Raw genomic sequence first — 5,330 nt, 5'->3', positions numbered from 1 at the left:
GCAGAAACAACCTGCCCACACCCAGCTACCAGCCCAAAGCAGCCGCAGAAACCGATCAGAAGATCACTCTCGAACCACCTCGGCGGATCAAGGCTAAGGCACGGGCTCGGCTCCTCCTTGGCCCCGCTCACGCGGGTCGGTGCTGACGGCGCTGCAGGCTTCACTTGATGTTGCGGACCGGCCGGTTGCGCACCCCCAAGGGGTGGTTGTCGCTCCACTTCGACACCGGCCTCTCGACCGATGCCGGGAGCCCCGCTACCAAGGACTCTGGCGTCTCCTCGGACCGGACTTGCACCGGCTGGCTGCCCTGAACTTGTCGCCCGAATTACATCGAACCTCCTTCTCGTCCGACGTTTCGGACTGCTGGACGTACGCCTGGATCCACCGGGCCGATTCCGGCGCGCCCTTCCGGGTGATTCCGGCGCGGGTTTGGGCTGGTGGGTGTGGTTGATCGCCGGGTGGCCGTCCCGGTGGCGGGGTCTCCGAGGTCCTTGGTCGTGGGCGGGCGGGGTGGCCGGGGTCAGGTTCGCAGGCGGCAGCCAACGGCTGTCCACAGTGCTTCGAAGGCGTCCTGCCAGGGCCAGCGCCGAGGTAGGTGGAAGGTCAGGGTGCGTCCGCCAGCGGCCAACCTGGCAGGGACTGCGGCCGGATACTTGCATACAAGTATCCGGCATGCAACGATCCTGACGTGAATCCTCCTCGGCCAGCGCGCATTCAGCACAAGACACGGTCCGGCGACGTCGGGGCCCTGTCACCAATTACCAGGGACCGCACGCGGACACGCACCTCGGATCGCGTCTACGGCGAGTTGGTCTCCGCAATCCGTGAACTACGGCTCGCTCCTGGGGCCTCCCTGTCCGAGACGGACATCGCCGAGCAACTGCACGTCAGCCGCACGCCAGTACGCGAAGCGATCGCCCGGCTGGCGGATGCGGGGCTTGTCCACGTCGTGCCGCAGGTGGGCACTCGGGTCGGGCTGATCCGCCTGCGGGACGTGGAGGAGGCGCGATTCGTTCGCGAAAGCCTTGAGGTCTCGGCCTTCGAAGCGGCTTGCCGCAAGCCCGAGTTGGATGTCGCGTTCCTGCGTGACCTGCTCGAACAGCAGGAGCGCAGCCACCGTACGGAGGACTACGATGCGTTCTTCCAGGCCGACGAGGCACTGCACAGCGCGATCTTCGCGCTCAGCGGTTACCCGGGAGCCTGGCAGGCCGTGCAGCGGATGAAACTGCAACTCGACCGGCTGCGCCGCCTTGCCCAGCCCGACGCTGCCACGATGCACGAGTTGATCGGCGAACACCGCCTGATCGTCGATGCACTGGAGAACGGCGACGCTGCGGGCGGTCGCGATCTCATCAGCCGACACGCCAGGCGCGCGCTCGAACGAGGACCGGCGCTTCGCGTCCGGTACCCGGACTACTTCACTGAATGACCGCGAGGAAGCCGGCCGACGCTCGATCGGCCGGGCATTGCCTTACGCCATGACCAGCCCTTTCGCCCAGGAGTCGCTGTCGGCTCCTCGGGTGTGCGGGCTCGGCTAGAAAAGGACGACACCACGTGAGCAGATTCGCCGGACGGACGGTTCTCGTCACAGGCGCCGGATCCGGCATCGGCCGCGAGATGGCGCGGCAGTTCCTTGAAGAGGAGGCGACGGTCTACGCGGCAGACCTCAACCCCGCCGGCGTACCCGAGGGCAGTGTTCCCGTCACCGTCGATGTCACCGATCCCGACTCTTTCGCAGCGGCGGTCTCCCGCACGGTGTCCGAGACAGGCGCGCTGCACGTGCTGTGCAACAGCGCGGGCGCGTCCTCCAGTACCGACACCCTGGCCTGCAGCATTGAGGAGTGGGACCGCACGTTCGCGGTCAACAGCCGAGGCGTCTTCCTCGGCACCAAGTTCGCCCTGCCGCACATGCTCGCCCAGCAGGACGGAGCGGTCATCAACACCGCCTCCGCGGCCGGACTCGTCGGACTGAAGGACCGGGCGGCCTATTGCGCCAGCAAGGGTGCGGTGATTGCCTTCAGCCGCCAGGTCGCCGTCCAGTACGCGGGCACTGGAGTGCGCTGCAACTGCATCTGCCCCGGCACGGTCGACTCGCCCTGGGTGGGGCGGCTGCTCGCAGAGGCCGACGACCCCTCGCAGGCCCGCGCCCAGCTCGTCGCCCGACAGCCCATGGGGCGCCTTGGCACCCCAGCGGAAGTCGCGGCGGCGGCGCTCTATCTCGCCTCGGACGCAGCGGCGTTCGTCACCGGCACAGAGCTGGTCATCGACGGCGGTCTGCTCGCCGGCTGACCCGCCCTACTCACTGAACGGATCATCATGAAGCTCATGCGTATCGGCCCGTTCGGGGCCGAACGGCCCGTTGCCCTGCTCTCGGACGGCCGCCACCTCGACCTGTCCGGGCTCACCGATGACATCGACGGCCGCTTCCTCGCCAGTGACGGCCTGGACCGGTTGCGCCACGCGATTGCGGCAGGCGCTCTGCCCGATATCGATGTCACCGGGCGGCGTGTCGGATCACCGATGGCCGGCCGGGCGTGGTGCTGTGCATCGGAATGAACTACGCGGCGCACGCCGCGGAATCGGGTGCCGCAGCGCCGACACGGCCGGTGGTCTTCTACAAGTCCCCGCACTGCGTTGTGGGCCCCGACGACGAGGTCCTGCTTCCCCGCGGGTCGGGCAAGACGGACTGGGAGGTCGAGCTCGCGGTCGTGATGGGGCGCCGGGCCCGCTATCTCGACTCTCCTGCGGATGCGCTGGCGCATGTGGCCGGCTACGCGATCTCCAACGATGTGTCCGAGCGGGCTTTGCAACTGGAGACCAGTGGGGGGCAGTGGTCCAAGGGAAAAAGCTGCGAGACGTTCAATCCGCTGGGGCCCTGGCTCGTCACCCCGGATGAGCTTGCGTCCCCGCAAGCGCTGGGGCTGCGGTCCTGGGTCAACGGCGAAGCCCGCCAAGCGTCCAGCACCAAGGACATGGTCTTCGGCGTCGCCATGCTGATCTACGAGCTCAGCCAGTTCACGGTCCTGGAACCGGGCGATGTCATCAACACCGGCACGCCCGAAGGCGTCGCGTTGTCGGGGCGATTTCCCTACCTTAAGGAAGGCGACACCATGGAGCTGGAGATCGACGGTCTGGGCCGCCAGCGTCAGCGGGTCGGTCAGGCATGACCATACGACTCTCCCTCGGCCACATCGACACCTACGACGCACGGGTCGCGACATACGCGCACCAACTCGGGCTCAAGGGGGTACAGCTTCATACACCGGATCTGCTGCCGGGCGAGGACGGCTTCTGGAGCCTTTCGGAACTGCGGGCGCTGCGTGAGCGCTGCGACGCCGACGGCCTCGCGATCGACGGCCTTGAGAATGTCCCCCTCGCTCACTTCTGGAAGATCCAGCGAGGGCTGCCGGGCCGCGACGAACAGATCGAGAACTACCAGAAGACGATCCGCAACCTCGCCGCGGTGGGGATCGACCTGCTCGGCTACAACTTCCTGGCCACCTACGTATGGCGTACGGACATGTCGGCGCCGGGGCGCGGCGGCGCCAAGGTCAGTGCGTTCGACTTGGCGGATGTCCCCCGTGGCAACGCGCTCGCCGGCTACCGGCTTACGCCGGACCAGCCGGTGGACGAGCCGATCACGGCCGATCAGATGTGGGCGAACCACCAGTACTTTCTTGACGCGGTACTGCCGGTGGCGCAGGAGGTCGGCGTGCGGTTGGCGCTGCATCCCGACGATCCGCCGACACAGGAACCACTGGGCAGCATCGCCCGCATCTTCACCTCGCCGTCCGCCATCGCGCAGGCCCGCCGGCAGGCGAGGGGCAGCGCGTCCTGGGGCCTGAATCTCTGCCTGGGGACCGTGTCGGAGATGGCCGGCGAGGAAAGCGTCAACGAGGTCATCGACCTGCTCGGACCCGCCATCTTCTACGTCCACTTCCGGGACGTCAGCGGGACCGTGCCGCGCTTCCGCGAGTGCTTCCTGGGCGAGGGCAACTTCAACCCGGCGCGAGTGATCCGTCGCCTGGAAGACTCTGGATTCGACGGATTCCTCATCGACGACCATGTCCCGGCCATGATCGGCGACCTGGACACCTGGGGGGACACCTCTTCTGAGGCATACTGCAGCCGAGGCCGGGCGCACGCGATCGGCTACCTGCAGGGCGTTCTCAACGGTCTGGGGCTCGACGACCCGGAGGCCCGAAGCAGGGAGCCGATGCGGAGTCGCTCATCGGCGGAGGTCTGATCGACTGCTGCAGGGCAAGGACACCGGACAGTCGGCCAAGACGGTCGCCGGAGTCCCTGCCCTGTCGCGCGGATCGGACGATCGCCTCTTGCGGCGGCGCTGGTCGGGATGGAAGAGCCGCGTGTCGGAAGGATCTGCGGAACGACGAAGCTCCTGGTGGACGGGCCCTCGACCAAGATCGCCCGCAGCCACCAGGAGCTTCGCGTGCTGGTCTGCCCGTCGTCGATCGACCTGCCCGGCGAGGGGAGACAGGGACCCGGTGGCGGCGCCTGACGCCGCGTACAGCGCGCGATTCGGCGGAGCCGAACCCACGTACCGGCTTCAGCGTTCCTCAGGGGAAGGTGTCGCCGTACATCGGCAGGCCGCTCACGGACTGCTCCCGGGAGACTTCCTCTTCGATCACGTCCCAGCGCTCCGTCAGAACGCCGTCCTGCAGCATTCGCATGCCGCTGTCTCACATGATGCCGTAGCGGTCCTTGGTCACCTCCTTGAACCGTTCGAACCGGACCGCCTCGCAATTTGCGCAGCGGCACGCCGTGATCTATATGCGGGCCGGGTGGACAGCTGGACTGAGGAGCGGGTACGGCCTACTTCAGCCGGAGCGGCGTGCGGCACAGTGGGCAGGGGTCTCCGTGGAGGGGTTCGTGACTCATGGGCGGGAGGGTGTACGGGGCGGCGGGTTACCGTCTCGGGCCGGCGGGACGACCTGCCTGGCGGGCGCTCCGGTAAAGATCTGGTGATGGCCTCCCGCCCGGCGGGAAGTACCTAAGGGCTGGTGTCGATCCGTGCCCGGCGCCCGGACGACAAGGGGACGTGGGGGAACCTGTCGGCCCGCGCACCGTGTGGCCGCTGGAGGCGTTCTACCTCTACGACGACCAGCACACCGTGATCGAGACGCGAAGACGCCCCAGCAGCGAGGCCCGCCATGCACACCAGCACGCACACGGTCCTGTACGACCCCGACGGACTGAACGAAGCGGAACTCCCGCTCTGTCGGCAACGGCTGAAAACGGGACCAGTTCCAACGGTTGAATTGTGGGCCGTTTTGCGGTCTTGGTTGGTCAGTCGTTGTCGGTGGGGGTGG

General features: G+C 67.5%; 4 protein-coding genes and 1 pseudogene. All 5 read left to right on the top strand.

The window, feature by feature from the left end; translation table 11 throughout:
- The first annotated feature begins 688 nt into the window (after positions 1-688).
- The 5 genes and pseudogenes from ABZ826_RS38800 to ABZ826_RS38780 all read left to right on the top strand — a co-directional run bounded on the left by ABZ826_RS38800 (position 689) and on the right by ABZ826_RS38780 (position 4,519).
- Positions 689-1,429: a GntR family transcriptional regulator gene (locus ABZ826_RS38800; protein WP_361459231.1), complete on the top strand. Its 741-nt coding sequence runs from the start codon at positions 689-691 to the stop codon at positions 1,427-1,429.
- Positions 1,430-1,554: 125 nt separating this feature from the next.
- The gene (locus ABZ826_RS38795) at positions 1,555-2,289 is read left to right on the top strand and encodes an SDR family oxidoreductase (protein ID WP_361459229.1); all 735 of its coding nucleotides are present in this window, start codon (positions 1,555-1,557) and stop codon (positions 2,287-2,289) included.
- A 27-nt stretch (positions 2,290-2,316) separates the two neighbouring features.
- Positions 2,317-3,167 (top strand): annotated as a pseudogene (locus ABZ826_RS38790) (fumarylacetoacetate hydrolase family protein).
- On the top strand, positions 3,164-4,246 hold the full coding sequence (locus ABZ826_RS38785) for a mannonate dehydratase (RefSeq protein WP_361459227.1): 1,083 nt from the start codon (positions 3,164-3,166) through the stop codon (positions 4,244-4,246). The pseudogene ABZ826_RS38790 and the gene ABZ826_RS38785 overlap by 4 nt, the downstream one beginning before the upstream one ends.
- A gap of 108 nt (positions 4,247-4,354) precedes the next feature.
- The gene (locus ABZ826_RS38780) at positions 4,355-4,519 is read left to right on the top strand and encodes a hypothetical protein (RefSeq protein ID WP_361459225.1); all 165 of its coding nucleotides are present in this window, start codon (positions 4,355-4,357) and stop codon (positions 4,517-4,519) included.
- Positions 4,520-5,330 lie beyond the last annotated feature (811 nt).

The sequence above is a fragment of the Streptomyces sp. NPDC047515 genome (assembly GCF_040643055.1).
GTDB lineage: Bacteria > Actinomycetota > Actinomycetes > Streptomycetales > Streptomycetaceae > Streptomyces.
This window is presented reverse-complemented; position numbering and strand designations above follow the sequence as displayed.